The organism is Pseudomonas sp. NPDC089395, from assembly GCF_044749525.1.
Taxonomy (GTDB): domain Bacteria; phylum Pseudomonadota; class Gammaproteobacteria; order Pseudomonadales; family Pseudomonadaceae; genus Aquipseudomonas.
Window position 1 is genome coordinate 149,204 of the sequence record NZ_JBIVID010000006.1, and the last position, 26,097, is coordinate 175,300.

Sequence of the window (26,097 nt, forward strand, 5' to 3'; positions counted from 1 at the left end):
GGCTCCCACAGGTTCAACACACCCCTGAGCATTGCACCGACCCTGTGGGAGCCGGCTTGCCGGCGATGAGGCCGGTACAGCCAGCGCCTCACGCAGCCTACCCCCGCGACCTGCTCGCCCAGGCTCGCCTGCAAGCCAGCGACGAGCGCCTGCTCAATTGCCTTGAGCGCCTGTCCACCGACACCCCCGACACCTTCCTGCGCCGCCTCGGCCTCACCCTGCATTACCCGGTGCTCGACAGCCAGACCCTGCTGACCAGCACCCCGCGCTTCGACAAGGTCAGCCTGGCCCTGTGCCTGAAGCGCGAATTCGTACTGATCGAGCAGGGCGGCGAAGTGCTGGGTGTGTTCGCCGACCCCTTCGACCCCGCCCGCCTGGCCTGGATCGATGACACCCTGCAAGGCGCGCCGCTGTACCTGGCCCACGCCGCTGACCTGGCGACCTTGCTGGCCCGCCACGAAGAAAGCTTCCACGCTGTCGATGCCCTGGACCACGATACCGAGGCCAACAGCGACACCGATGCCCTGCAACGGCTGTCGCTGACCAGCATCAGCGAAGACCAGAGCAAGGTGGTCAAGCTGGTCAACTCGACCCTCTACGACGCCCTCAAGCAACACGCCAGCGATATCCACCTGGGCATGACCGGCCAGGGCCTGACCATCAAGTACCGCATCGACGGCGTGCTCAACGGTGCCGGCAAGGCCAGCGGCAGTGCCTTCGCCGACCAGGTGATCTCGCGCATCAAGGTCATGGCCGAACTGGACATCGGCGAGAAGCGCGTGCCCCAGGACGGCCGTTTCAAGATCGCCATCGGCGAGCGCCAGATCGACTTTCGCGTGTCGATCATGCCGAGCATCTTCGGCGAGGATGCGGTGCTGCGGGTGCTCGACAAACAAGACCTCTCCGACCGCGTCAGCGGTGTCCAGCTGCAGGCCCTGGGGTTCGCCGATGAAACCCTGCGCGCCCTGCGCCGCCTGGCGGCCGAGCCCTACGGCATGATCCTGGTCACCGGCCCCACCGGCAGCGGCAAGACCACCACCCTGTACGCCATGATCAGCGAGATCAACCACGGCGTGGACAAGATCATCACCATCGAAGACCCGGTCGAGTACCAGTTGCCCGGTGTGCTGCAGATCCCGGTCAACGAGAAGAAAGGCCTGACCTTCGCCCGCGGCCTGCGCTCGATTCTGCGCCATGACCCGGACAAGATCCTGGTCGGTGAGATCCGCGACCCGGACACCGCGCAGATCGCCGTGCAGTCGGCGCTCACCGGCCACCTGGTGTTCACCACCATCCACGCCAACAACGTGTTCGACGTGATCGGGCGCTTCAGCCAGATGCAGGTCGACCCCTACAGCTTCGTTTCCGCGCTCAACGCTGTGCTGGCCCAGCGCCTGATTCGCCTGGCCTGCTCGCACTGCTGCACGCCTTGCGAGGTGGACGACGAGACCCTGGCCGCCTCGGGCCTGACCCGCGAAGCAGTGACCGGCTGGCAGTTCGTGCGCGCCCAGGGCTGCGGCCAGTGCCGGGGCAGCGGATACCGTGGGCGCAGCGCCATTGCCGAACTGCTGCACCTGGATGACGACCTGCGGCAGATGATCGTCGAACGCCGCCCGCTGGCGCAGATCAAGACACTGGCTTGCCAGCGCGGCCTGCGCCTGCTGCGTGCCTCTGCCCTGGACTTGGTCCGCGAGGGCCGCACCACCCTTGAGGAGATCAACCGTGTCACATTTATCGCCTGATCGCTTTTGCGCCGTGCTCGGCGCCGAGGGTGTCGGCCTGGGTCGCTGGCACGCCAATCAACACCAATGGCTGGGTAGCCGCGCCTTCACCTGCGATGCCGCGCAACCGGCCTGGGAACCTGCCCTGCAGGCGCTTGCCGCGCTGCTGGCCGAACACGCCGTACGGGGCGCACAATTGAGGGTGCTGCTGTCGGCCCGCTTCAGCCGCTTCTGCCTGGTGCCGTGGAGCGACGCCATTGGCACCTCAGCTGAGCTGGATGCCTACGCCAGGGCCTGCTTCGAGAACCTCTACGGCCAGTCGCTGGATGACTGGCGCATCGTCCTGTCGCCAGAGCCGGCCGGTGCCGCGCGCATCGCCACGGCGCTGCCCAGGGCGCTGCTGCAAGGGCTGCAGGCGCTGGTCGATGAAAGCCGCCTGAAGTTGCGTTCGGTACAGCCCTACCTGATGGCCGCCTACAACCGCTGCTCGGCGCAGCTGGGCCAGGGCGACTTCCTCTTCGTCCTGGCCGAACCGCGGCGCAGTGTGCTGCTGATGGCGGCCGGCGGGGCCTGGCAGCAAGTGCTGGCGCAAGGTTGCGCCGACAGCGACCAGGCGCTGCAGGCCCTGATCGACCGCACCTGCGAGCTGTACGGCGAGCAGCTGCCACGGGTCTACCTGCATGCCCCGGGCCGGGGCGACGTGTCGCAACTGGCGGCGGTGCAGCTGTGCCAACCGGCCGGCGACAGCGACCCGCTGTGCGCCATGTGGCGAGCGGTGGCCTGAGATGCGCCGCCTCGATCTGGAATTCCAACCCCGGCGCAGCAGCCCGCTGGCCTGGTCGCTGCTGGCCCTGGGCGCTGCCGTGGTCGCCGCGCTGGTACTGCTGCAGCAGCACCTGCAGGCCGAACAGGTCGAGCTGGAGGCCCGTGTGCACGGCCTGGAGCTGCAACTGGGCCGCCGCCCAGCCACCGCCGCGCCGCAGAACACCGCCGCCAGCCGCGAGCAGGCCGAACGCCTGGCACAGATGCGCAGTGTCTCGCAGCAACTGCAACGGCCCTGGCAGCAACTGTTCGCCATGCTCGAAGCGCAACCGCAGGAAGATGTGGCATTGCTCACCCTGACCCCGGACGCCCGCAAGGGCCAGGTCCGCATCACTGCCGAGGCGCGCAACCTGGAGGCGATGCTGCAGTACCACCAGCGCCTTGAGCGCAGCGCCGAGCTCAGCGATGTGTCGCTGCTCAACCATGAGGTGGTGATGGGCCAGCCTGAGCAGCCGGTGCGCTTCAACCTCACCGCCACCTGGGAGACCGGTCATGCGCGTCCCTGAGTCGATAAACCGCCTGATCCTCGAAGAGCACCTGCGCCGCGCAGGTCCAGTGGCCCTGGCGGCGGTTGCCGTCACGGTGCTGGCGCTGGGCGTGGCGCTGGCCGGCGTGCTGCCGCACTGGCAGGCGCTGCGTGAACTGCAAGCCAGCGAAGCGGATGCCAGCGCCCAGGTTGAACGGGTCAAGCGCGGCGAGTTGAAGATTGCCGTCAAACCTGAACAGCAAGCGCTGGACAGCCTGCGCCAACAGCTGCCGGGCCAGCCCGAGGCGAGCGAGTTGATCGAGCGCCTGTATCACCTGGCCAGCGCCGAGCACATCAGCCTGGCGCGGGGGGAATACGCCCTCGGTGTCGATCCCAAGACCCAATTGGCGCGTTACCAGATCGTGCTGCCAGTGCGCGGCAGCTACCCGCAGCTTCGCGGCTTCCTCAAAGGGCTGATCGGCCAGTTGCCGACCCTGGTGCTGGAAGACCTGGAGCTGCAGCGCAAACGCATTGGCGACAGCGAACTCAATGGTCGCCTGCGCATGACCCTTTACCTGTCGAGGTCGTGATGAACACTCAGCGTGCGGTGATGTGGGCAGGGTTTCTGGGGATTGCCGGGGCATTGGCTTGGGCGCCCGGGCACTGGTTCGACCAGGATGACAGCGTTGCGCCCATCGCGGCTAAAGCCGCTCCTACAAGCGCCACCGAACCTGTAGGAGCGGCTTTAGCCGCGAAAGGGCCAGAACAGGCCTCAAGAGACCTGTTCCCCCGCCAGCAATGGACCAAGCCCCAGGCCCTGGCCACCGTCACCGAACAACCTGTGATCGCCGCCCCCGTCGTGGTCGCGGCCGCCACCGCGCCAGCACTGCCATTCCAGTTCGTCGGCCGCATCGGCGATCGCGAGGACCTGCAGATCTTCCTGCAGAGCGGCGAAAAGCTCTACGTCGTGCGCCAAGGCGACGTGATCGACGAAACCTACCGCCTCGATCGGGTCTCGGCCAACGAGCTGGACCTTGTCTACCTGCCCTTGCACCAGTCGCAGACTCTGTCTGTCGGGAGCGCACCATGAAGTTATCGAAGTTGTGCAAGCCTGCTCCGTTCATGCTCCTGGCGCTGTGCGTGGCCATTGCCGGCTGCGGATCGAGCGCGGTGCGCAAGGACAGCCAGGAGCTGATGAAGGAGGGCCAGTACGAGGCCGGCATCGCCCGCCTGGAAGAAGCCCTGCGTGACGACCCGCGTGACACCGAGCTGAACATCGCCCTGGCCCACAGCCGCCAGGAAGCGGTCGAGGCGCTGATCACCCAGGCCGACAGCGACCGCATCCGCCACGACTACGCTGGCGCGCGCATGGGCTATGGCCGGGTGCTGACCATCGAATCCAACAACCGCCGCGCCATGGAAGGCATCCGCCAGCTGGAGCTGATGCGCACCCTCGACGACCGCGTCGCCCTTGGCCAGGCCGCCTTGCGCCAGGGCGATCTGTTCGGTGCCGAGCGCTACATGCGCGAAGTGCTGCGCCTGGACCCGCAGAACCAGAAAGGCATCATGCTGCGCAGTGACATCGAGAACGTCCAGGCCCGCACCGCGCAGCCGTTCCCGCAACTGCGCAGCAAGCTGGAACGCCCGGTGACCCTGGAGTTTCGCGACGCCGCGCTGAAGACCATCTTCGAGGTGCTGTCCCAGGTGGCCGGCATCAACTTCATCTTCGACAAGGACCTGCGCCCGGACATGAAGGCCACCATCTTCGTGCGCGACGTGCGCATCGAAGATGCCGTGGCGCTGCTGCTGGAGCAGAACCAGCTGCACCAGAAGATCGTGAACGACAACACCCTGCTGATCTACCCCGATTCGCCGCAGAAGACCAAGGACTATCAGGAGCTGGTCATGCGCACCTTCTACCTGACCAGCATCGATGCCAACACCGCCTTGAACATGGTCAAGACCATGCTCAAGACCCGCGATGTGTTCGTCGACGAACGCCTGAACACCATGACCATGCGCGACACCCCCGACGCGGTGCGCATGGCCGAGAAGCTGCTGCAGTCCCAGGACCAGTCCAACCCCGAGGTGGTGCTGGAGGTGGAAGTGATGGAAGTAGCCCGCTCGCGCATCCTCGACCTCGGCCTGCAATGGCCCAACACCTTCGGCGTGCTGACCGATGACGGCAACCCGGTCAGCGTGCTCGACCAGTTGCGTGGCATCAACTCCAGCCGCATCAGCATCTCGCCGGCGCCACAGGCCAAGATCAACGCCCAGGACAAGGACATCAACACCCTGGCAAGCCCGGTGATCCGCGTCAGCAACCGCGAGCAGGCGCGCATCCACATTGGCCAGCGCGTGCCGATCATCAGCGCCACCTCGGTACCCTCGACCCAGGGCCCGGTGATTACCGAGAGCGTCACTTACCTGGACGTGGGTCTGAAGCTCGAAGTGCAACCCACCGTGCACCTGAACAACGAGGTGGCGATCAAGGTGGCGCTGGAAGTCAGTAACGCCACCCCCCTGGAGCCGACTCGCCAGGGCACCATTCCGGTTCAGGTCGACACCCGCAACGCCCAGACCAGCCTGCGCCTGCACGACGGCGAAACCCAGGTGCTGGCAGGCCTGGTGCGCAACGACAAGACCTCCAGCGGCAACAAGATCCCAGGCCTTGGCGATATTCCCGGCCTGGGCCGGCTGTTCGGCAGCAACCGCGACGACATGAGCAAGTCCGAGCTGGTGCTGGCGATCACCCCGCGCATCGTGCGCAACCTGCCGTACCAAAGCCCGTCGGACATGGAGTTCGGTACCGGCACCGAATCGGCCATGCAAGTACGCCAGATGGCCCGGCCGTTGCCTGCCGGCGCTGTGCCAGCCGACGCGCCTGAAGATGAACAAAGCGCTCCGGCGGCCGACGCCCAGATGGCCGTTGTGCCGGCAACCCCGAGCCCACGGCCATGAAACGCCGCGCCCAGGGCTTCAGCCTGATCGAAGTGGTGCTGACCCTGGCACTGCTTGGGCTGCTCGCCAGCATGGCCGCGCCACTGACCGAGACCGTGGTGCGCCGTGGCAAGGAGCAGCAGTTGCGCGAAGCGCTGTACCAGATCCGCGACGGCATCGATGCCTACAAGCGCGCCTTCGACGCCGGGTTCATCGAGAAACGCCTGGATGCCAGCGGCTATCCGCCGAACCTGCAGGTACTGGTGGACGGTGTACGCGACGTGCGCAGCGCCAAAGGCGCCAAGTTCTACTTCCTGCGGCGTATCCCCCGCGACCCGCTGGTGGCGGCCAAGGGCGACGACGAGGGTGGCTGGGGCCTGCGTGCCTACGCCAGCAGCCCGGACAACCCACGCGAAGGCGAAGACGTGTTCGATGTGTATTCCAAGGCCCGTGGCAAAGGGCTCAACAACATCCCCTACGGGCAATGGTGACGGCCATGAAACGCAGCCAAGGCTTCACCCTGATCGAACTGCTGGTGGTCATGGCGATCATCGCCACGCTGATGACCATCGCCATGCCGCGCTACTTCAACAGCCTGGAGAGCTCCCGCGAAGCCACCCTGCGCCAGAGCCTGGCGGTGCTGCGTGAGTCCCTGGACCACTACTACGGCGACACCGGTCACTACCCCGACTCGCTGGAGCAACTGGTGGAGCAGCGCTACCTGCGCAACACCCCGGTCGACCCGATCACCGAGCGCAGCGATGCCTGGCAGCTGGTGCCACCGCCCGAAGGCGTGGCCGGTGGCGTGGCCGATATCAAGAGCGGTGCCACAGGGAGGGCGCGTGATGGCAGCCTCTTCGCTGAGTGGTAAGGCCTGCGCCGGCTTCACCTACCTGGGCGTGCTGTTGCTGATCGCGGTCAGCTCGGTGGCCCTGGCCGCCAGCGGCACCCTCTGGTCCACCGTCGCCCAGCGCGAGCAAGAGCGCCAGCTGCTGTGGGTGGGCGGCCAGTATGCCCAGGCGCTGCGCAGCTACTACCGCGCATCGCCCGGCCTGGCCCAGTACCCGCAGGAGCTGGCCGACCTGCTTGAAGACAATCGTTTCCCTCAGGCCCAGCGGCACATCCGCAGGCTGTACCCGGACCCGATCACCGGCAGCGACGACTGGGGCCTGCTGCGTTCGATCGACGGCCGTATCACCGGCGTGCACAGCCGCTCCGACGCTACCCCGTTCAAGCGCAGTGGCTTCGACACCCAGTGGTCCGGGTTCGAAGGGCTGGAGCACTACAGCGACTGGCAGTTCGTCGCCGAGCAAGCGTTCAACGAAAGCGCCAGTGGCGCGCAACCCCATACCGGCGCGGGAGACACGCCATGAAAGGACTCAACGTTTTTTGCCTGAGCATGGGCCTGCTGCTGGCCGCCGGCGTACCCGGCGTGGCGCACGCCGACGCCGAAGACGAGATGAAGGGTTTCATCGTCGACAACACCATCTCGCACATCGGCCACGATTTTTACTTCTACTTCGCCGACCGTCTGCGTGCCACCAGCCGCCTGGATTTCAACCTGGTGGTGCGCGAACGCCCGGATGCACGCTGGGGGAGCTTGGTGACCGTGGAGTTCGAACGCGACGTGTTGTACCGCCGCTTTCTGCCGCCCAATGTCACCCAATTAAAAGAAGAGGCCATCGCGGCCGCCGACCTGGTCAGGCAAGAAGTCGTGCAGCGCAAGCTGCAGCGCCTGCTCCAGGACACCACTGATCTGGAGAGGGATGAGCTATGAACACTCGCATTGCGCAAAGTATCGCGGCTTGCCTGCTGGCCAGCGCCTTCGCCGCCCAGGCCACCGAGCTTGTGTACACCCCGGTCAACCCGGCGTTCGGTGGCAACCCGCTGAACGGCACCTGGCTGCTGAACAACGCCCAGGCGCAGAACGACTATGACGACCCGGACCTCAAGGACCGCACCTCGTCGCTCGCCGGCACCACGGCCTTGGAGCGCTTCAGCAACCAGTTGGAGTCGCGGATGTTGTCGCAGTTGCTGGACAACATCAGCAATGGCCAGACCGGGAGCATGGCCACGGACTCGTTCCTGATCGATGTGATCGACGACTCCGGGGCCTTGAGCATCCAGGTCACCGACCGCGCCACTGGCGAAGTTTCAGTCATCGAGGTCAGCGGCCTGAACCCCTGAGAGGGACAGGATCGTCATTTGGGGAGAGCGCACCATGAAACGACTGCTGAGCACTTTACTGATACTGGCCACCCTGCAAGGTTGTTCCAGTATCCTGCGCGAGCCGATGCCGGCCGAGCAGGATACCGGCACGCCGACCCTGACGCCGCGGGCATCGACTTACTATGACCTGATCAACATGCCGCGGCCCAAGGGGCGGTTGATGGCGGTGGTGTATGGCTTCCGCGACCAGACCGGGCAATACAAGCCGACCCCGGCCAGCTCGTTTTCCACCAGCGTCACCCAGGGGGCGGCGAGCATGCTGATGGATGCCCTGAGTGCCAGTGGCTGGTTCGTGGTGCTGGAACGTGAAGGCCTGCAGAACCTGCTGACCGAGCGCAAGATCATCCGCGCCTCGCAGAAGAAGCCTGACGTTGCCGAGAACATCATGGGCGAGCTGCCACCGCTGCAGGCCGCCAACCTGATGCTGGAGGGCGGCATCATCGCCTACGACACCAACGTGCGCAGTGGTGGGGAAGGGGCGCGCTACCTGGGTATCGACATCTCACGCGAATATCGGGTCGACCAGGTGACGGTGAACCTGCGTGCGGTGGATGTGCGGACCGGGCAGGTGCTGGCCAACGTGATGACCAGCAAGACCATCTACTCGATCGGGCGTAGCGCGGGGGTGTTCAAGTTCATCGAGTTCAAGAAGCTGCTCGAGGCGGAGGTGGGCTATACCACCAACGAGCCGGCCCAGCTGTGCGTGCTGTCGGCGATCGAGGCGGCGGTGGGGCACTTGCTGGCCCAGGGGATCGAGCGCCGGTTGTGGCAAGTGGCGGGGGATGCGGGGGATGGCAAGGCGGGGGTGGACAAGTACCTGAGTCAGTATCAGCAGCAATGAAGGTGTCAATGCCGGCCCTTTAGCGGGGCAAGCCCGCTCCCACAGGTCCAGGAATACGCTGTACCTATGGGAGCGGGCTTGCCCCGCTAAAGGGCCGGTAGCTTCAGCGAAATCCCCTATCATTTCTGCCAGTAGCGGCAGCGTATTTCGAGTGAATTAATGGGCTGACATTCCACAATGGAAGTCAGTCATGACGAACCTGTCCCGCCCGATCGCTGCCCTCTTGATTGCCATTTCAACCCCACCACTACTGGCCGCTGATGCGACGCGTATGCTCAACGAGCGGGCGAAGACGGCTGTGGATCAACTGAACACTTGGTACAACAGCACCACCGATGACTGCGGTGGCTCGGATAAACCCGGCTATCTCTGCAGCGGCATCACCCTGCGTACCACGGCCAGCAGCATCGGCTTCCTGCCCTGGGAGCCCAGCGACAGCCAGATCGAAAAAGGCAGTGTGGCGTTCTCGTGGGTACGCCGAGACAGTAACTTCGGCAAGCCCTTCGGCAACCAGAACGGCCTGATCCTGCACCCACCGCAGTACGCTCCGCCCGGCAGCCTCGCCCATCTGAATGTGTTCTGCACCTTCCCCATCAATGCCAACACCAACCAGCGGACGACTCTGCAAGGCTGCGGCCCGATCAAAGGCTTCGAGGAAACCACCGACACCTGCCAGGCCCTGGCGGTGAACACCGCGCAGCAATGGCTGGACAAGTATCCGCAGGCCAGCAACTACCGGGTGTGCGGCTGGGACCTGCGCTACGCCGCCGCCACCTCGGCCGCTGCCTTCAACACGGCACTGCAGGCCCGCCAGGGCCTGACCGATGCGCTCTGGGCAATCAACAACGAAGTACTGTTGCCAGTGTGGGAGAAGGGTGAAGGCGGCGCCTTGCCGGTGCATTCGTTCTTCTATGTAGAAGGGGAGCGCCAAGCATTAGCCAAGGCCCAGTACGACCAGATTCGCTACCAGCTGCTCTACGAGCAACTGGTCCCGGTGATCAGTGTGCGGTTCCCGACAGAAAAGGCGGGCAGCATGACCTTCAGCTATGCCGAGCAGGATCAGGCCGTGGGCCGGCCAACGCCTACACCTGCCATCGACTTCGAGGATGTGATGCCGGGGTCCTACAGCCGCTTGACCGTGCAGGGCGTCGAATTTCAGTTGGAGCGGCAAATGCGCGAGGTCAGTGACAAGCCGCACGATGAGAGCAACGGCCTGATCAGTGGCAAGCACCTGGAGGTCGACCTTTCGATCAGGCTGGTGCTCGAGGGCGCAGGGCGCCGGCTGGTCAGCTTCGCCTGGGGATGCAACAGCTATTGCGGAGTGCAGGCCGACATCGGTGGCGATTTCGAGGAGTTGTCGGATGAGGGGCCGGGGGCCATGCGTTACGGCACCAAGGAGTTGATCATCGATGGGCCCGAGGTGTTGACGCTGGCCGTCGACACGGAGGAGGAGGGCGCGATGCTGGTGTTCGACAACTTGGCCGTTCAAAAACTGCCGGACAAATGACTTACCCAGCCTTGCGCAAGGTCAGGTTGATCCGCCGCTCACCCATCCTCGGATGTACACCGGGCTTGACCGGCAATACCCCATGAAAGCGCAACCGATCCTCACCCCCCCACACCAGCACATCGCCATGGCTCAGCGGCACCCGCAGGGTCCGGTCCGCACGCTGCAGCCCCCCAAGCAGAAACACCGCCGGCAAGCCCAATGACACCGACACGATCGGCTGCCCGAAATCCGCTTCGTCGCGGTCCTGGTGCAGGCTCAGGCGGGTGCCGGGCAGGTAGTGGTTGACCAGACAGGCATCGGGCACGAAGGCTTCGAAACCTGCCGCCGCTGCCGCGCGCCCCGCCAGGTCGAGCAATACCTGGGGCAGGGCGGGCCAGGGCTGGCCGCTGACAGGATCGGTGGGGCTGTAGCGATAGCCCTTGGCGTCACTGACCCAGCCCAGTGAACCGCAGTTGGTCAGCGCCACGGCCATGTTCAGGCCACCCGGCGTCTGCATGTGCCGGAACGGGGCGGCGCGCAGTACCGGGCGCAGGGCATCGAGCAGCGGCTCGATCTCGGCCAGGGCGAAGCCGGGCAGCAGCACGGTATGGCTGGCCAGGCGTTGTGGCTGGGGGCCGAACAGGTCGAGGTCGGACTGGATCATGGTGGTGGCGCTGGCTTGGTGTCAGGCCATTCTAGCGCTGTGGGCCTGTCTGGCCTATCGCCGGCAAGCCGACTCCCACAGGCTCACCACACCTTTCGAAACCTGCGCTGTACCTGTGGGAGCCGGCTTGCCGGCGATAGGGCCAGCACAGGCAAAAAAGAACCGCGGCACCAGGGAGAGGGAAACCGCGGTTCAAGGGGGGAACCATTAACGCTGGGTAGCGGTAGCCGTGTTGCCGTTGCCCATCTGGCTGATGGTGGCGCTCTGGTTGGCGCCGGCCTGGTCGACGATCGCGTTGTTGCCAGTACCGCCCTGGGTCACGTAAGCGACGTTGGCGGTGTCGGCCTGCTTGATGGTCGCGGTGTTGCCACTGCCATACAGCTGGGTGGTAAAGCTCTGGTTGGCGTAGCCGGACTGATCCAGGGTGATGGTGTTGCCGCTGCCGGTGGTGGAGCCGAAGGCATAGTTGTCCGTGCCGCGCTGGTCGGCGACGAGGATGTTGTCGCTGCCGTTCTGCTCGAAGTACAGCTCGTTGTTGTTGTCGGCCTGCTTGGTCTCCATCGAGTTGTTCTTGCCGGTCTGGGTCAGGGTGGCCTGCTGATAGGCGCCGTTCTGGGTCAGGTTGACGCCGTTGCCGGTGCCTTTCTGGTTGATCGCGGCAGTCTGGTTGTTGCCGAACTGGCCACCGAGCTTGTCACCCTTCCAGTTGCTGGCCATCACCTTGTTGCCAGTGCCCTGGGTGGTCACGGTCAGGCTCTGGTTGTCGCCGGTCTGGTAGGTGTAGTGCAGGTTGCCGGTGCCACTTTGGGAAATGCTGGTTTTCGAGTTGCTGGTCTCGAACTGATCCGACCAGCTGGCGTTGGTGTTGCCTTGCTGGTAAAGCGTCGCGGTGTTGCCCTGGCCGAAGCTCTGGTCGATGTAGGCTTCGTTGAGCTGGCCGGTCTGGCTGACGCTGGCGTGGCTACCCGTCTGGGTGTCCTGCCAGACTTCCGCCGAGTTGCCGGTACCCTGCTGGTCGATGGTGAGCATGCCACCGATTCCGTCGCGCTGGTCACCATAGGCCCAGTTTTCCTTGCCCTGCTGGTAGATCTCGATGTGACCGTCGTTGTGCGTCATGTGCTCGGCGGCGGCGTAGTTGTCCTGACCGCCCTGGGTGATCTGGCTCTTGTTGTTGCTGCCACTGAACAACTGCTCGACGAACGCTTCGTTGCGCTGGCCATTCTGCTGGGTAGTGGCCTGGCTGCCGAGCTGGCTGTCCTGCCATACGGTCGAGCGGTTCTCGCCCCCTTGCTGGACCTGCAGCGACTGGTTGTTCTCGCCCAGTGACTGGCTGGCGAACGCGTCGTTGAGGTTGCCCGTGGCCTGTTGGTTGATATGGCTGCCGTTCTCGAACAGTTGCTCGCCATAGCCTGCGTTGTAGGAGCCGTTGGCCGTCTGGTCGATGTAGCTGGTGCTGTTTTCCTGCACCGCCAGGTGGTTGTGGCCCTTGCCGGTCTGGGTCTGGGTGGCCGCGGCGAAGGGCGCGACGGTCTGCTTCACTTCGGCGATGTTCTGGTTACCGCTTTGCGACTGATTCGAGGTGCTGTCATCAGCCATGACCTGGCCAGCCAAGGCCAAGACAATAGCGGCACTTAAGGGAGCGAGCTTGAACATGGTGGTGCCTCCAGGTCTATCGGTATTGAGTGATCTGAACATGCTGGCCATTGCCAGCCTGGGTCACGGAACTGCTGAGGCCCGAGCCGGCCTGCACGATGCTGGCGCTGTTGTCGTTGCCGATCTGGTCGATGCTGGCGCTGTTGCTGGTGCCGCTCTGGCGGATCGACGCGCTGTTGCCATTTCCCTGTTGGCTGATGCTGGCCATCAGGTCACTACCTTCTTGCAGGATGTACGCCTCCTGCGCGCCCCCGGCCTGGACGATACGGCCCAGCAGGGCCTGACCGTTCTGGTCGAGGGCGGCGCGGTTGCCCGAGCCTTGCTGCTCGATCACGGCCACCTGGCCCGCTCCAGCGGGCAGCAGGCGGATGATCACCGGTTCACCGAGGTCGCTGCCGACGGCGAGGTCGGCGTTGTCCATCAGGTCGTCGGCCTGGGCCTGGCCTACCAGGGCCAGGCACAGCAGCAGCGGGTACAGGCGTTTCATGGCGTTCTCCTTGGCCTTACTGCACGGTCACGGCGACGGTGCGGCTGGTACCTTGACTGCTGGTGACGGTTGCCGTCGGGCTGGCGGTGGGGATCAGCGTGGTGCTGTTGCTGACCGTCAGGCGCCAGCGGCCGGTGACCGGTACCGTGGCGGTGCCGAGGGTCTGCACCCCGGTGGTGGTGGTGACACGCACGGTGATGGTGTTGCCGGTGGTCACCGAGGAGGTGCCGCTGATATCCCAGTTGTAACGGTTGTTCGAGCGCGCCAGTACGCTTGCTGCAGTGACCGCGAAGGTCTCTGCCGCTGGGCGTGGCTGCACGTTGACCGTGACGGTTCCGCTGGGGGACACCGCACCGAGCGAATCACGCGCCTGGTAGGTGAACGTGGTGGTGAAGGCCGTCGGAACACTGGCCGGTGGTGTGTAAGTGATGGTGGTGCCATCGCTGGTCACCGTGCCGCGACCCGGAGCCGGTTGCGAGAAGTTGGCCACCGCCAGCGGCAGGTTGCCTTCTGGGTCGGTGTCGTTGGCCAGCACGTTGATGGTCAGCGGCGCCGCCAGGGTGGTGACGGTTTCGGGGTTGGCGGTCGGCGCCTGGTTGGGCGCGACGTTGATGGTGACGTTGGTGACTGGCGACTTGAGGCCCTTGGCGTCCATGGCGCGGTAGCTGAAGGTGGCCACCAGTGGCTGGGTGGCACCGGCCGGCGGGGTATAGGTCACCTGGGTGCTGCCGTTGAGTACCACCCCACCCAGGCCGGTACCCGGCTGGGTCAGGTCGCTGATGCTCAGTGGCACGTTGCCGTCCGGGTCGCTGTCGTTCTGCAGCAGGTTCAAGGTCAGCGGCACGCCGACACTGGTGCTGCCGACGTCGGCCTGGGCCAGCGGTGGTTTGTTCTCGGCTTCGACCGGCGCATTGCCGACCACCACCACGGGTTCCACGTCACTGCCGCCATGGGCGGATTTGACCGTCACGGTAGCAGGCGGCTGGTTCACGTCGTTGACCGTCAGGGTCTGCAAACCGCCGCCCTTGGACAGGCGGCCATAGCCCTGGGCGAGCATGTCAGGCAGCACGACTTCGTCGCTGGAGCGTGCTTCGATGACCAACTTCTTGCTGGCCCACTCGTAGCGCGCGGTGCTGATCTTGACCACGTCGATCGGTTTGCTCGACAGCGCGGTCGGCTGGGTGGTGGTGCCGTTGCTGGCGGTGACCACCACCACCGAGGGCGGTGCGGCCTGGCTCAACTGTTGGCTGAAGAACAGCCCGCGGTCGTCGGTGAGCATGTTGAACTGGCACGGTGAAGGCGGTGAGCCGACCAGCGCCAGACCGTTGCGCAGGCACAGGCTGGCGCTGGTCGGCGCCTTGGCGAATACCTCCACTCGGGTGCCGGTGCCGTTGCGCGAGTAGGTGGCCCGCTCCAGCGTCACCGGGGTTTGCGCGCGTCTGTCGAGGACCTTGCCGGAAAGCGTGAACAGGTTGGTCTCGATGGTGCCTGCAGGGCCCTGGATGCGCACGAAGTTGGTGCCGTTCGGGCTGCCGGTCACAGGCTCGGTGATGTTCGGGTCGCCGATGAAGGTTTCGACGGCGCCAGTATCCGGGTTGACCTCGGTATAGGCCGGGCCGTCCCGGTGCAGGAAGGGCCCAAGGGCGCCGTTGAGCGCACCGCTGAAGTTGCCGGGCGCGCCGATGCCGATATCGCGGGTGATGTTGATCGCCCGCCGTCCAGGCGCAGTGACGTTGACCGTCTCGACACCGTAAGGGTGGGTGATGGTATAGATGCCGGCGGTGGGCACCGACACGCGGATGCGGATCCGGGCGAAGCTCTGCTGGTCGCCATCGACCGGGTTCTCGGCCGCGAAGGCCGCCTCCAGGCCTGCGACGTAGGCGTCCAGTTCGTAGCCACTGTTGCCGATTGCCGGGATGGTGGCCTCGGCCAGGAACCAGAACATTTCCGGTGGCCAGTTGTTGGGGAACACCAGCGGCAGGGCATCGTCGTAGACGCCCGGTTCCGGCAGCAGGGTGCACATGTAGGACGGTGCGCCCGGTGCACCTGCGACCCGTGAACTGGTGGCGCGCGACTGGCACAGTTCCAGCGACTGGTTGTTGGCGTCCTTGTACCACAGCGGGTAGCCACCGGTGGCGAAGGTGTAGGGGCCTGGGTCGACCTCGGTGAGCTTGGCCCAGGCCGCGCTGGTGACAGTGAGGGAGAAACCGGCGGCTAACAACGCACGGCGTGGCCAAGTGTTCATGCTGCCTCCTTGAAGGCTGAGCCTTTGTCTGTTCATGGCACCAGCACCACGTCTTCGCTGTCGCTTCCGCCGTAGGCGCTGTCGACCTGCACCTTGGCCGGAGGGAGGGGCCTGGGGTTGGCGGTCAACGACTTCACCGCACCGTCACCACTGAGGTTGCCGAGGACTGTCCCGTTGCCGGTGCGCGCGGTGAGTGCGGGTGGTGACGTTTCGTCACTGCTGCTGGCGACCAGGGTCAGTTCGCCCCTGGCCAGGCTGTATTCGGCGCGGGTGATGGTGACCAGGTCGGTCAGCGGCAGGGCGGCGTTGGTTGCACTGCTGCTGGGGATCGCCACGCTGTTGTCGGCATTGATCTGCAGTACGGTGCCGGGGTCCGGGTTGATTGCCGATTGGGCATACCAGGTGCCGGTGCCGTTGGCCTCGGTCAGGGACAGGTTGGGGGTCTGGCTGGTGAGGGTGACGGTGGCAGGTGGTGGCGGCGCCAGCACGAACATGTCTTGCTGGGCGCGCAGGTCGCCGTTCTCCATGTGCCGCGAGTAGGTGCTGCGCTGAGGCATCAGCGGGGTGGGGCGAGCGACATCCGAAAGCTTGCCGGAGATGGAGAACAGCTCGGTGCGCAGGTCGATGCCGTTGGGGCCTTCGATACGCACGAAGTTGGTGTTGAACGGGCTGCCGGTGACGCGCTCCTCCAGGTTGGGGTCGCCGATGAAACGCTCGCCGTTTTCAATGTAGGGGCCGTTGACGCTGCGCAGGAACGGGCCGACATCGCCCTTGAGCGCGCCACTGAAATCGCCTGCTCCGGCGATGCCGATGTCCCGGGTCATGTTGATCGCCCGGCGGCCGCCGGCCGGCACATCGAACACGTCGACGCCATAGGGGTGGGTTACCACGTAGGTACCGGCGACCGGTACGTCGACGCGAATGCGGACCCGGGCGAAACTGACCTGGTCGCCCTCGGCGGGCTCTTCGGCGGCGAATGCTGCCTCGATCGCGGTGCCGAAGCTCAGGTCGATGCCGCGGGCAGCGTCGACGATGGCGGCGTCGGCGGTGAACCAGAAGGCTTCATCCGGGAAGTTGGTGGGGAAGACGATCGGCTGGGTGTCGTCGAACACGCCGGGGGTGGGCAGCAATGTGCACATGTACGCGGGGGCGCCAGGGGCACCGGCGACACGTGAGCTGACGGCCTTGGTCAGGCACAGGTCGAGGGTGCGGCCATGGGAGTCCTGGTACCAGGCGGCGAACTTGCCATTGGCTTGGATATAGGGCCCCGGGTCGACGGCGTACAACGCAGCCTGGGCCGGGAGCTGGAGCATGCTGGCGAAGATCGCTACAGCAAGCGGTTTGGGTAGCGGTCGGTGCATGAGTCAATTCCTCCTGCAAACGGGCCCATGGACTTGGGGCGTTTGGGAGGGGAGCGGCAACAGCCGTGCCAAGTTTTTGAAATGGGGCTGCAGGCCTTGTGCGGTAAGGGTTTTAGGTTGGCTGCCGGGTGGCTGTGGGCCTTCCCCGCATGGGGGCAGTCCCCCAGGATTGGGGGTTTGGGTTGACGGTGGGGCATGCCTTGACGACTCGCGCGATCCTTGTGGGAGCCGGCTTGCCGGCGATGAGGCCGGGGTAGGCACTAGAGGATTAACAGTCTGTTAGGGCCCTATCGCCGGCAAGCCGGCTCCCACAGGTACGGCGCAGCTCTCAAAGCCTGTGGGCAAGGCGATCTTCACGGGTGACGCCCAGAGAAAACTCCCGCACACTGCGGAAAAAAATCCCAAGCCCGTTGCCCCTTACCGTGAGGCGGCACAGCTGGAGTAGAAAATGGCGCGACAATTACCCATAACAAACGCCCAAGACCCGCTGAACGAATCCCGCCAGGCCCGCCTGCGCCTGGCCAGCGAAGGCGAGCTGCCGCTGGGCATGCTGCGCGACGAAATCGACGCCTCCTGGCGCCGCAGCCTTGGCCATGGCCTGGATTGCCTGCAGGGCGAACAGGTCGGCCTGGGCCTGCAGCAAGGCCACGACCTGCGCACCCTGCTTGAACGCAACCGCCTGCTGATGGACGCCGTCACCCCAGAGCTCGACTACCTGGTCGCGCGCCAGGGCAAGGCCGGCATCATCATCCTCGGCGACGCCCAGGCCAACGTGCTGGCCATCGAAGGGCAGAAACACGTGCTCGAACGCGAAGGCCTGCGCGACCTGCACCCCGGCAGCTGCTGGAGCGAATCGCTGCGCGGCACCAACGCCATCGGCACAGCCGTGGTCGAGGGGCGCCCGACCCTGATCAACTGCGGTGAACATTACCTGGACCGGCTCAGCCCGTTCTCCTGCACCTCGGTGCCGCTGCGCGACCCGCACGGCGAGGTGATCGGCGTGCTCGACATCACCCGCGAAGGGGTGATGGCACAGCCCCAGGACAGCTTGTCGATGCTGATGCTGGCCGCCGGCAATATCGAAAGCCGGATGTTCAGCCTGTGCCACCCGCAACACCTGGTGCTGGCCTTCCACAGCCGCCCGCAATACCTCAACAGCGCCTGGCACGGCCTGCTGGCGCTGAGCCTGGATGGCGAAGTGCTGGCCGCCAACGACAACGCCTGCCAGTTGCTGCAGGTGTCACGCCAGGGCCTGCTCGGCCGGCGCAGCAGCGACCTGCTGGGCGAGCGTTCGCCGGCCTTCATCGCGCGCCTGTGGCAGGGCGGGGTGAGCAGCGTGCAGACCGCCAAGGGCGAGTTCTTCTTCCGTGCCTTGCAGCTGCCGCGCCACAGCCAGATCAATGGCGCCAGCGCGCCCGTCAAGCCGACCCTGGCCAACAAGTCGCCGGCGCTGGAGGCCTTGGCCGGTGGCGATGCCCGCCTGACGCGCAACCTGCGCATGGCGCGCCAGGGCCTGAGCAGTGGCCTGCCTGTGCTGCTGCTGGGCGAGACCGGCACCGGCAAGGAGGTGGTGGCACGTGCCCTGCACCAGGCCGGCCCGCGGGCCGACAAAGCCTTTGTGGCGGTCAACTGCGCGGCCATCCCCGAGGGGTTGATCGAATCGGAACTGTTCGGCTACCGCGACGGCGCCTTCACCGGCTCGCGCCGTGGCGGCATGGTCGGGCGGCTGATGCAGGCCCACGGTGGCACGCTGTTCCTCGACGAGATCGGCGACATGCCGCTGGCCCTGCAGGCGCGCCTGCTGCGGGTGCTGCAGGAACGCCGGGTAGCGCCGCTGGGCGCGGGCGACGAGCAGGACATCGACGTGGCGCTGATCTGCGCCACCCACCGCGACCTCAAGCGCCTGGTGCAGGACCAGCATTTCCGTGAAGACCTGTACTACCGGGTCAACGGTGTGTCGCTGCGCCTGCCGGCGCTGCGCGAGCGCGATGACCTGGCATCGATCATCGAAGGTCTGCTGGACAAGGCGGGGGCCAAGGGTGTCAGCCTCGATCCGGCCCTGACCGCGCTGCTCGAAGGCTTCGACTGGCCGGGCAACATCCGCCAGCTGGAAATGGTGGTGCGTACCGCCCTGGCCATGCGCGAAGACGACGAGCCAGTGCTGACCCTCGACCACCTCACCGACTGCCTGCTCGATGAGCTGGCCAGCGGTAGCACGCCTTCCGGGAGTTTGAAGGACACTGAGCTTGAGCTGATCCGCAACGCCCTGGCGCGCCACCAGGGCAATGTCTCGGCGGCCGCCGAGGCGCTGGGCATCAGCCGGGCGACCTTGTACCGCAAACTCAAACAGTTGCGCGGCTGACATGGGCGGCTTGTTCTCAAGGCTGGTGGAGTCCAGCGATCCTGTGCTCATGCGCCAGGCCCTGGCCTGGCTGTATGGTTTCGTGCGCCCGCAGCGGCGTGCCATCGGCGTGTTGCTGGGGCTGTCCCTGGGCGCATCGCTGCTTGCCCTGGCACAACCCTGGCTGGTCAAGACACTCATCGACGAGGGCCTGCTGGCCAAGGATTACCAGACCCTCTGGCACATGGCGGCGATCATGATCGTCGCCGGCCTGCTGGGCACCGTGCTGGCGGGCGTCAACCGCTACCTGCACACGCGGTTGTCCGGGCGCATCCTGTTTGCCCTGCGCGACGACCTGTATCGCCACCTGCAACGGCTGTCGCCGACCTTCTACGGGCGCCGGCGCACGGGTGACATCCTGTCCCGGCTGGATGGCGACGTTGCCGAGATCCAGCGCTTTGCCGTGGATTCGCTGTTCTCGGCGGTGTCCGCGGTGATCGGCCTGGTCGGTGCGGTGAGCCTGATGCTGATGCTGTCCTGGCAACTGTCGCTGCTGCTGGCGCTGCTGATCCCGATCGAGGTGCTGTGGCTGCGCTGGATGCGGCGCAAGGTCGAGCGCGAGGTGCGCAGCCTGCGCGAGCGTTCGGCGGATGTCTCGTCGTTTCTGGTCGAGACGCTGCCGGCGATGAAGTTCATCCAGGCCGCCGGCCAGCAAGACCGCGAAGCCGGGCGCCTGGATCAGCTGGGCCAAGGCTACATGCGCCAGCTGCTCAAGGTGCAGGTCACCGAGTTCTTCACCCAGGCGATCCCCGGCACGCTGACGTCGTGGTGCCGCGCCTGTGCGTTCCTGGTGGGCGGCTGGTGGGTGATCCAGGGCACTTGGCAACTGGGCGCCCTGATCGCGTTTTCCACCTACATGGGCATGGCCGTCGGCCCGGTGCAGAGCCTGTTGGGGCTGTATGTGGCGGTGCAGCGCATGGCGGTGAGCCTGGGCCGGGTGATGGAGTTGAAGCAGGAAGCCGTGGCGGTGCACGAAGCGCCTGCGCCTCGGCCGATGCCGGAGGGGCCAGGCGAGCTGCGCCTGGAAGGTGTGCGCTTTGCCCATGACGGCCGCCAGGGCGCGGTACTGGACGGCGTGGATGCCTGCCTGCCGGGCGGTCTGAAGGTGGCCATCAGCGGTGCCTCGGGCGTGGGCAAGTCGACCCTGATCGACCTGTTGCAGCGCTTCTATGACCCGGATGCCGGGCGCATCCTGCTGGACGGCGCCGACTTGCGCGAGCTCGACCTGGGCGCCGTACGCCAACGCATCGCGGTGGTCAGCCAGGACATCGTGCTGTTCCGTGGCACCGTGGCGCAGAACCTCGCCTACGGTGCCCCCCAGGCCAGCCGCGAGGCGCTCGAACGGGTGGTGCGGCTGGCCCATCTGGACGCCTTGGTAGAGAGCCTGCCGCTGGGCCTGGACGGGCTGCTCGGTGAGCGCGGCCAGCAGTTGTCCGGTGGCCAGAAGCAACGCATCGCCATCGCCCGCGCGGTGCTTCAGGCACCGTCGATTCTGGTGCTGGACGAAGCCACCTCGGCCGTGGACGAAGCCACCGAGCGCGAAGTGATTGCCGCCATCGACGAACTGTTCGCCGGGCGCACGCGCATCCTCATCAGCCACCGTGCCTCGACCCTGGCCGATGCCGACCTGCGCCTGCACCTGCAGGACGGGCAGTTGCGGGTGTTGCCTCAGGAGGCCATCAAGCATGGTCACTGAACTGCGGGTCGGTCTGGTCGACAGCGGCTGCACGCAGGCGCAGGCCGAAGGTATGCAGGCGGCTCGTCGGTTCTGGCTGGAAGAAGGTGTGCTGCGTGAAGGCGAACTGCAGCCGGATCGCCTGGGCCATGGCAGTGCCGTGCTGGCGCGCCTGCATGCCGAGGCGGGCAGGGTGCCGCTGCTGCTGGCCCAGGTGTTCGGCGAACAGGGCAGCACCAGCGCCCTGCAGGTGGCCGCGGCCCTGCTGTGGCTGGCCGAGCAGGGCGCCACGCTGATCAACCTCAGCCTCGGGCTGCAGCAGGACCGCCCGGTGCTGCGCCAGGCCTGCGCCGAGGTTCAGGCCGCGGGCGTGCTGCTGTGCGCGTCGAGCCCAGCGCAAGGCGCGGCGGTCTACCCGGCCAGCTACCCCGGGGTGATCCGCATCACCGGCGATGCTCGCTGCGCGCCGGGCCAGTGGTCGTGGCTGGGCAGCGCCCAGGCCGACTTCGGCGGCCATGTCGGCGAACGCAGCATGGCCGGCGCCAGCCTCGGCTGCGCGGCCGTGGCCGGGCGCATCGCCGCGCTGCTGCAGCAACAGCCGGGCCTTGAGCGTCAGCAGGTGCTGGCCTGGATGCAGGCCCACGCCAGCTTCATCGGCCCGGAGCGGCGGGGGGCTGGGGATGCCTGAACCCCGCATTCTGGTGCTGGGCGCCGGCCCGGCCGGCGCGGCCACGGCGCTTGGCCTGCGCCGCCTGGGCTACCCGGTTACCGTGGTTTCCGACTGGAGGCGTTTTGCGGCGCTCGAAGGGGTTTCCCAGCGGGTCCTGGAGGGGCTGCGTAACGCTGGCCTGGGCGCCGCCTTGGCAGAAGCGGCGATGCCGGCGACCCGCGAGGTGCGCTGGAACGGCCAGCACCTCAAGCTGAATCAGGAATTTCTGCTCGACCGGCAGTGCTTCGACCGTGCCCTGCGTCTTGACCTGGAACGGGCAGGGGTGTCCGTGGTCGGGGGGCGCGTTCGCGAAGTTACCCGCAAGGGCGTGTACTGCATCAGCCTGGACGACGGGCAGGTGCTGCAGGCGGAGTTCCTGGTCGAAGCGCGTGGCCGCCAGGCACCGCTGGCGGCAGATCGGCTGCGCGGCCCAGAGACCGTCAGCCTGCTGAACCTCTGGCAGGGTGAGCCGGGTGCACCGGCATCGGCTGTGGAAAGCCTGGATGAGGGCTGGGCGTGGATGGCCAGGCGTGCCGATGGCCGCTGCTACTGGCAGATCACCCTGGAGGCCGCCGGGTTGCCGGGCAAGGCCGGGCTACCTGAATACTGCGCCGAGCGCCGTCGCGGTTCGGCGTTGGTGGCCGAACTGTTCGGCGCCCGAGCGCTGGAGCCTGCGCACGTGCATGCCCGCAGCAGCACGGCGATCCTCGCTGGCGAGTGCGTGGGGGATGACTGGATACGGGTGGGGGATGCCGCCATGGCGGTTGACCCATTGTCGGGGAATGGGATTTTCCAGTCGTTGTCTTCGGCGTTGCAGGCGCCTGTGGTGGTCAACACGCTGTTGCGCAAGCCTGAGCGGGCGGCGTTGGCCCAGCGCTTTCACCAGCAGCGGGTCGAGCAGCTGTTCCTGCGTTTTGCCCGGATCGGGCGGGATTTCTATGGCCAGGAGCAGACACGTGCGGGGCTGGCGTTCTGGGGTCGGCGTCGGGGTTGGCCGGATGCGCAGCCGCTGCACCTGGACGCGGATTGGGCGGCGGTGCGGGTGGAGAAGCGGCCTGTGTTGCGCGACGGCTTAGTGGATGAGGCCGAGGTGGTGGTGACGGCGGATCAGCCGTTGGGGATCTGGCATTTGCAAGGGGTGGCGCTGGCACCGGTGGTGCGCGGGCTTTGCAATGGGCTGGGGATTGAGGACGTGTTGAAGGGTCTGCCTTTGCAGCAGCAGGGGATGGTGCGGCGGTGGCTGGGGGAGCAGGGGTATGGTTGAGGATATTTGGTGTTGCCAGGTGCATGTCTTGGGTTTTGCGGTGGGGCGTAAATCGAGCGCCGCCCGCGCGGCGCATCGCGGATAAATCCGCTCCTACATTTGTTGCAACGTGCCACGGTCTGTCAGGCCATGGTTGTCCGCCCTTGGCGCCCGCCGAAGCATCGCGTCGTACCCACAAGGTTGGCAACTATGGCCTGGTGCAACACCTGTTGGAGCGGATTTATCCGCAATCGATCGAGTTGAATTTCACTCCAATACTATCAGTTTTGCCAGTGGCGGTTCTCAAGTTGAAATGTGAGACTGAAGCGTCAAGACCTTAATGCCGGAATCATGATTCTTTCGGATCGGGTGGGTTGAATTCATTCGGTTAATGCTCGGGGTGATAAATTTCCGAGATCCAGTTTGGTGCTTTCCGGTCCCAAATTTTTTATCGAAAAACAAAGGTAAATGCAATCAGCGATAGCGAAGTCTGCCTCCGCGCCGTCACTCCGTTTGCGGTACAGAATATGATGGCGTGCAGTTGCAGCTCTTTGTTATGGATATTTTCTATGAAAGCAAGTTAACTTTCTTGGAGCGTTTTTATGACAAATAATACGCTAATGCAACGGACCCTGAACTGGGGCGCCCAGTCACAACAGCCCATTGCTTACACACCTTATGGTCATCGCTTGTCAGGTTCTGGGTGGCTCGGCTTCAATGGTGAGCGGCCAGATCCGGTGACGGGTCATTATTTGCTTGGCAGAGGCTATCGAGGGTTTAATCCCATTTTGATGCGTTTCAATTCCCCGGATAGCATGAGTCCGTTCGGACTCGGAGGCCTAAACCCTTATGGTTATTGCCAACAGGATCCAATAAATTTTCGAGATCCAAGTGGGCATGTGCCATTCGGGAGGTTCTTTTCCAGATTGTATGGACGGATCACCAAAAAATTGGGTGGGCATAAAATTCCGAAGAGAGAAGGGGCAGTTTTCAAAGAAAAGCGTCGTTTTACTGAAACGTCCCGAACGTATGAACAGAGAACCATCGAGGCGCCATTGTGGACGCGCGGAGGCATTGCAGTAGATGACTACGATTTTGTGGGGTATCACGGTAGTCAAATAGGGCACGCATCCTCTTTGCAAGAAAAAGTTAAGCTTCAATCTGGCAAGCGAAATGTTTTTGGGCCGGGATTTTATTTTTCACAGAGCCGTGATGTAGCTGAGATGTACACTGGAATGATGTCCCGTGAGAAAGGGCAAGGGCATGTGTTTGGCGTTTTTATAAAAGACTTCAAGGGCCTGAAGGCGGGCGTTGATATTGATAACATTAGCGATGGTATTAGAATTAGAGATAGCTATGTGGTTCGTGAGGCGGCTCTTGATAGGGTGGTGGTTCGGACGGAATTAGGAGCTTATCTTGTTCGTAGAAATTCCTATCGCAGATGAATGAGCGAACTGGAAAGGTTGATTGCTGCCGGTTAAGTTGCCTTCGGTACCCAATGTCTTGTGTCATGGTGGATGTACCGCGCGTGCGGCGCTCGATGCTTTGTATGTCTTGGCTTCGTGGAGCGGCGTAAGTCGAGCGCCGCGTGGGCGGCGCTCGATCTCCAGAACGCTACAAATGCCTGATCAGAGCTTGATGAGCACCGACTTCAGCTCGGTGTAATGCTCGATCGCCGCCGCCCCCATCTCACGCCCCACCCCAGACATCTTGTATCCCCCAAACGGCAGCGCCGGGTCCAGCGCGCTGTGGCAGTTGACCCACACCGACCCCGACTTGATCCGCGGGATCATCCGATGCACCGCCGCCAGATCATTGGACCAGATGCTCGCCCCCAACCCATACGGGTTGTCGTTGGCCATGCCGATCACTTCATCCAGGTCATCGAACGGCATCGCCACCAGCACCGGGCCGAAGATTTCTTCCTGCACCAGGCGATGACGCTGGTCGACATCGACGATCACCGTCGGCTTGACGAAGTACCCCGGGCCAAACCCTTCGCCACCGCAGGCAATGGTCGCGCCCAGCTCGCGGCCCAGCTCGATGTAACCGGTGACCCGGTCCTGCTGCTTGGCCGAGATCAGCGGGCCCATCTGCACCGACGGGTCCAGGCCGTTGCCCAGTTTCATACCGTTGGCGATGCCGGCGATGTCCGCCACCACGTTGTCGAAGTGCTTGCGGTGCACGTACAGGCGCGAGCCTGCGCAGCACACCTGGCCCTGGTTGAAGAAGATCGCCGTGGCGGCGCCGGCGGCGGCCTGTTGCAGGTCGGCGTCGGGCATGACGATGGTCGGTGACTTGCCGCCCAGCTCAAGGGTGACGCGGGTCATGTTGTCCATCGCCGCCTTGCCGATCAGCTTGCCCACTTCGGTGGAGCCGGTGAAGGTCAGCTTGTCCACCCCGGGGTGGCGGCTCAGTGCGGCGCCGGCGTTCAGGCCGGTGCCCGTGATGACGTTGAGCACGCCGGCCGGGTAGCCGGCTTCATCCACCAGCTCGGCGAGCTTGAGCACGGACAGCGGGGTTTCGTCGGCCGGCTTGAGCACCACGGTGCAGCCGGTGGCCAGGGCCGGGCCGAGCTTCCAGCAGGCCAGCAGCAGCGGGAAGTTCCAGGCGACGATGGCGCCCACCACGCCTACCGCTTCGCGGCGCACGAAACCATGGAACTGGTCGTTGGGCATCAACGGCATCGAGGCCTCGACGGTGCTACCCTCGATCTTGGTGGCCCAACCGGCCATATAACGCAAAAAATCGATGGCCAGCTGCACGTCCATGACCTTGGCCACGGCAGCGCTCTTGCCATTGTTCAGGCACTCCAGCTCAGCCAGCTGCTGCGCATCGCGCTCCATCAGGTCGGCCAGGCGCCATAGCAGGTTCTGCCGCTCGCGCGGGCGCAGGCGGCTCCAGGGCGAATCGTCGAAGGCCTGGCGGGCGGCGCGCACGGCGCGGTCGACGTCTTCGGCCTCGGCGGCCGGGACTTCACCGAGGATCTCGCCGGTGGCCGGGTTGCGGAACGACAGGGTGCGACCGCTGGCGGCGTCCTGCCAGTCGGCGCCGATGCGCATCTTCAGCTTGCGCTCGAGGAAGGCGCGGGTGGCGGGCAGGATGGGCAGTTCGGAAAGCATGGGGCGGTGCCTCTTGTCATTGGATGTGG

General features: G+C 65.2%; 24 protein-coding genes. 18 read left to right on the forward strand and 6 right to left on the reverse strand.

The features are described 5' to 3' along the window. The first annotated feature begins 65 nt into the window (after window positions 1-65). The 13 genes from ACIPZG_RS15320 (at window position 66) to ACIPZG_RS15380 (ending at window position 10,526) form a co-directional block, all read left to right on the forward strand. On the forward strand, window positions 66-1,742 hold the full coding sequence (locus tag ACIPZG_RS15320) for a GspE/PulE family protein (protein ID WP_400715361.1): 1,677 nt from the start codon (window positions 66-68) through the stop codon (window positions 1,740-1,742). Then, window positions 1,723-2,505, forward strand: coding sequence for a hypothetical protein (locus ACIPZG_RS15325; RefSeq protein WP_400641028.1), 783 nt, complete (start codon window positions 1,723-1,725; stop codon window positions 2,503-2,505). The genes ACIPZG_RS15320 and ACIPZG_RS15325 overlap by 20 nt, the downstream gene beginning before the upstream one ends. A 1-nt stretch (window position 2,506) precedes the next feature. Next, the gene (locus ACIPZG_RS15330) at window positions 2,507-3,049 is read left to right on the forward strand and encodes a PilN domain-containing protein (protein ID WP_008090712.1); all 543 of its coding nucleotides are present in this window, start codon (window positions 2,507-2,509) and stop codon (window positions 3,047-3,049) included. Then, the gene (pilO, locus tag ACIPZG_RS15335) at window positions 3,036-3,599 is read left to right on the forward strand and encodes a type 4a pilus biogenesis protein PilO (protein WP_400715095.1); all 564 of its coding nucleotides are present in this window, start codon (window positions 3,036-3,038) and stop codon (window positions 3,597-3,599) included. Before ACIPZG_RS15330 ends, pilO begins: the two co-directional genes overlap by 14 nt. Further along, window positions 3,599-4,099, forward strand: a complete 501-nt coding sequence (locus ACIPZG_RS15340) for a hypothetical protein (protein WP_400715097.1) — start codon at window positions 3,599-3,601, stop codon at window positions 4,097-4,099. The genes pilO and ACIPZG_RS15340 overlap by 1 nt, the downstream gene beginning before the upstream one ends. Beyond that, window positions 4,096-5,970 (forward strand): secretin N-terminal domain-containing protein, encoded by a 1,875-nt coding sequence (locus ACIPZG_RS15345; RefSeq protein WP_400715099.1) that lies wholly within the window; start codon window positions 4,096-4,098, stop codon window positions 5,968-5,970. Before ACIPZG_RS15340 ends, ACIPZG_RS15345 begins: the two co-directional genes overlap by 4 nt. Continuing rightward, a complete protein-coding gene (locus ACIPZG_RS15350; protein ID WP_400641021.1) occupies window positions 5,967-6,440 on the forward strand; it encodes a type II secretion system protein in 474 nt (157 codons plus the stop codon). The genes ACIPZG_RS15345 and ACIPZG_RS15350 overlap by 4 nt, the downstream gene beginning before the upstream one ends. A 5-nt stretch (window positions 6,441-6,445) precedes the next feature. Further along, window positions 6,446-6,820 (forward strand): type II secretion system protein, encoded by a 375-nt coding sequence (locus ACIPZG_RS15355; protein WP_400715101.1) that lies wholly within the window; start codon window positions 6,446-6,448, stop codon window positions 6,818-6,820. Next, entirely contained in the window at window positions 6,795-7,322 is a 528-nt protein-coding gene (locus tag ACIPZG_RS15360; RefSeq protein WP_400715103.1) for a type II secretion system protein, read from the forward strand. The genes ACIPZG_RS15355 and ACIPZG_RS15360 overlap by 26 nt, the downstream gene beginning before the upstream one ends. After that, window positions 7,319-7,726: a curli production assembly/transport protein CsgE gene (csgE, locus tag ACIPZG_RS15365; RefSeq protein ID WP_400715105.1), complete on the forward strand. Its 408-nt coding sequence runs from the start codon at window positions 7,319-7,321 to the stop codon at window positions 7,724-7,726. Before ACIPZG_RS15360 ends, csgE begins: the two co-directional genes overlap by 4 nt. Next, entirely contained in the window at window positions 7,723-8,136 is a 414-nt protein-coding gene (locus tag ACIPZG_RS15370; RefSeq protein WP_008101122.1) for a curli assembly protein CsgF, read from the forward strand. The genes csgE and ACIPZG_RS15370 overlap by 4 nt, the downstream gene beginning before the upstream one ends. Window positions 8,137-8,170: 34 nt before the next feature. After that, on the forward strand, window positions 8,171-9,019 hold the full coding sequence (locus ACIPZG_RS15375) for a CsgG/HfaB family protein (protein WP_400715107.1): 849 nt from the start codon (window positions 8,171-8,173) through the stop codon (window positions 9,017-9,019). Window positions 9,020-9,209: 190 nt separating this feature from the next. Beyond that, entirely contained in the window at window positions 9,210-10,526 is a 1,317-nt protein-coding gene (locus tag ACIPZG_RS15380) for a hypothetical protein (RefSeq protein ID WP_400715109.1), read from the forward strand. Window position 10,527: 1 nt separating this feature from the next. Here ACIPZG_RS15380 and alkB read toward each other — a convergent pair whose 3' ends face one another. The 5 genes from alkB to ACIPZG_RS15405 form a co-directional block, all read right to left on the reverse strand. Next, window positions 10,528-11,172: a DNA oxidative demethylase AlkB gene (alkB, locus tag ACIPZG_RS15385; protein WP_400715111.1), complete on the reverse strand. Its 645-nt coding sequence runs from the start codon at window positions 11,170-11,172 to the stop codon at window positions 10,528-10,530. A gap of 207 nt (window positions 11,173-11,379) precedes the next feature. Then, window positions 11,380-12,825: a curlin gene (locus ACIPZG_RS15390; protein WP_400715113.1), complete on the reverse strand. Its 1,446-nt coding sequence runs from the start codon at window positions 12,823-12,825 to the stop codon at window positions 11,380-11,382. A gap of 16 nt (window positions 12,826-12,841) precedes the next feature. Continuing rightward, complete coding sequence (locus ACIPZG_RS15395) at window positions 12,842-13,312, reverse strand: curlin (RefSeq protein ID WP_400715115.1); 471 nt, start codon at window positions 13,310-13,312, stop codon at window positions 12,842-12,844. 16 nt (window positions 13,313-13,328) lie between these two features. Beyond that, window positions 13,329-15,557 (reverse strand): Ig-like domain-containing protein, encoded by a 2,229-nt coding sequence (locus ACIPZG_RS15400; protein WP_400715116.1) that lies wholly within the window; start codon window positions 15,555-15,557, stop codon window positions 13,329-13,331. A gap of 32 nt (window positions 15,558-15,589) precedes the next feature. Continuing rightward, a complete protein-coding gene (locus ACIPZG_RS15405; protein ID WP_400715118.1) occupies window positions 15,590-16,918 on the reverse strand; it encodes a hypothetical protein in 1,329 nt (442 codons plus the stop codon). 448 nt (window positions 16,919-17,366) lie between these two features. Between ACIPZG_RS15405 and ACIPZG_RS15410 the strand changes: the two genes are divergently transcribed. The 5 genes from ACIPZG_RS15410 to ACIPZG_RS15430 all read left to right on the forward strand — a co-directional run bounded on the left by ACIPZG_RS15410 (window position 17,367) and on the right by ACIPZG_RS15430 (window position 24,391). Next, entirely contained in the window at window positions 17,367-19,280 is a 1,914-nt protein-coding gene (locus tag ACIPZG_RS15410) for a sigma-54-dependent Fis family transcriptional regulator (protein ID WP_400715120.1), read from the forward strand. Window position 19,281: 1 nt separating this feature from the next. Next, window positions 19,282-21,015 (forward strand): ABC transporter ATP-binding protein, encoded by a 1,734-nt coding sequence (locus ACIPZG_RS15415; protein ID WP_400715122.1) that lies wholly within the window; start codon window positions 19,282-19,284, stop codon window positions 21,013-21,015. Then, on the forward strand, window positions 21,005-21,682 hold the full coding sequence (locus tag ACIPZG_RS15420; RefSeq protein WP_400715124.1) for a S8 family serine peptidase: 678 nt from the start codon (window positions 21,005-21,007) through the stop codon (window positions 21,680-21,682). Before ACIPZG_RS15415 ends, ACIPZG_RS15420 begins: the two co-directional genes overlap by 11 nt. After that, window positions 21,675-22,967 (forward strand): NAD(P)/FAD-dependent oxidoreductase, encoded by a 1,293-nt coding sequence (locus ACIPZG_RS15425; protein WP_400715126.1) that lies wholly within the window; start codon window positions 21,675-21,677, stop codon window positions 22,965-22,967. Before ACIPZG_RS15420 ends, ACIPZG_RS15425 begins: the two co-directional genes overlap by 8 nt. Window positions 22,968-23,548: 581 nt before the next feature. After that, window positions 23,549-24,391: an RHS repeat-associated core domain-containing protein gene (locus ACIPZG_RS15430; protein WP_400715128.1), complete on the forward strand. Its 843-nt coding sequence runs from the start codon at window positions 23,549-23,551 to the stop codon at window positions 24,389-24,391. Between the two features lie 183 nt (window positions 24,392-24,574). On the opposite strand, the gene ACIPZG_RS15435 is transcribed toward ACIPZG_RS15430, so the two are convergent. Continuing rightward, entirely contained in the window at window positions 24,575-26,068 is a 1,494-nt protein-coding gene (locus ACIPZG_RS15435) for an aldehyde dehydrogenase (protein ID WP_008091713.1), read from the reverse strand. Between the last annotated feature and the right edge of the window lie 29 nt (window positions 26,069-26,097).